This window comes from Microvirga tunisiensis (assembly GCF_009296175.1).
GTDB lineage: Bacteria > Pseudomonadota > Alphaproteobacteria > Rhizobiales > Beijerinckiaceae > Microvirga > Microvirga tunisiensis.
In genome coordinates this window covers 1-513 of sequence record NZ_VOSK01001018.1, presented here as the reverse complement: position 1 = coordinate 513, position 513 = coordinate 1, and the positions used below count along the sequence as shown (strand labels likewise).

The 513-nt window shown below is 64.5% G+C and carries 1 protein-coding gene; it reads left to right on the top strand.

Annotated elements, in window-relative coordinates; genetic code table 11:
• On the top strand, positions 1 to 513 hold a 513-nt coding region (locus tag FS320_RS44970; protein ID WP_192926450.1), incomplete at both ends, for an AraC family transcriptional regulator ligand-binding domain-containing protein.

The window sequence follows — 513 nt, the reverse complement described above, 5'->3', positions numbered from 1 at the left end:
CGACCGTGGCGCTGCTCCCACGCTGTCGATCGACGAGGACGTGGTGGTTCTGGGCTACGCAATCTACGAGCCAGACGTGGAGAGCCCCGAGCAGATCTCGGACTGCGCCATGGCGATGGCAACCAATATTATGCGGTTGCTGTGTGGCCCCGATTGGTTGCCGGATGAAGTGTTGCTGCCCCGACAGCCACTGGCCGATTCAGGACCGTACCGACGCTTCCTCCGGGCGCCCGTGCGGTTCGATCAGGAAACCGCCGCCTTGGTTTTTCCGGCCCATTGGCTTGACCACCGCATCGCGGGCGCGAACCCAATCTTCCGCCAGGTGTTCGAGGCTCACATCCGGGAACTCGAGGCTGCCGGAGCGGGCGACTGGAAGGAGAACCTGCGCCGCATGCTGCGAACTGAGCTTCTGACGAACCAGTGCTCGGCCGCGACGGTTGCGGATCGCTTTGCCATCCATCGCCGCACCTTGAGCCGGCATCTGAGGGCTGAGGGGGCGGGCTTCCAGAGCCT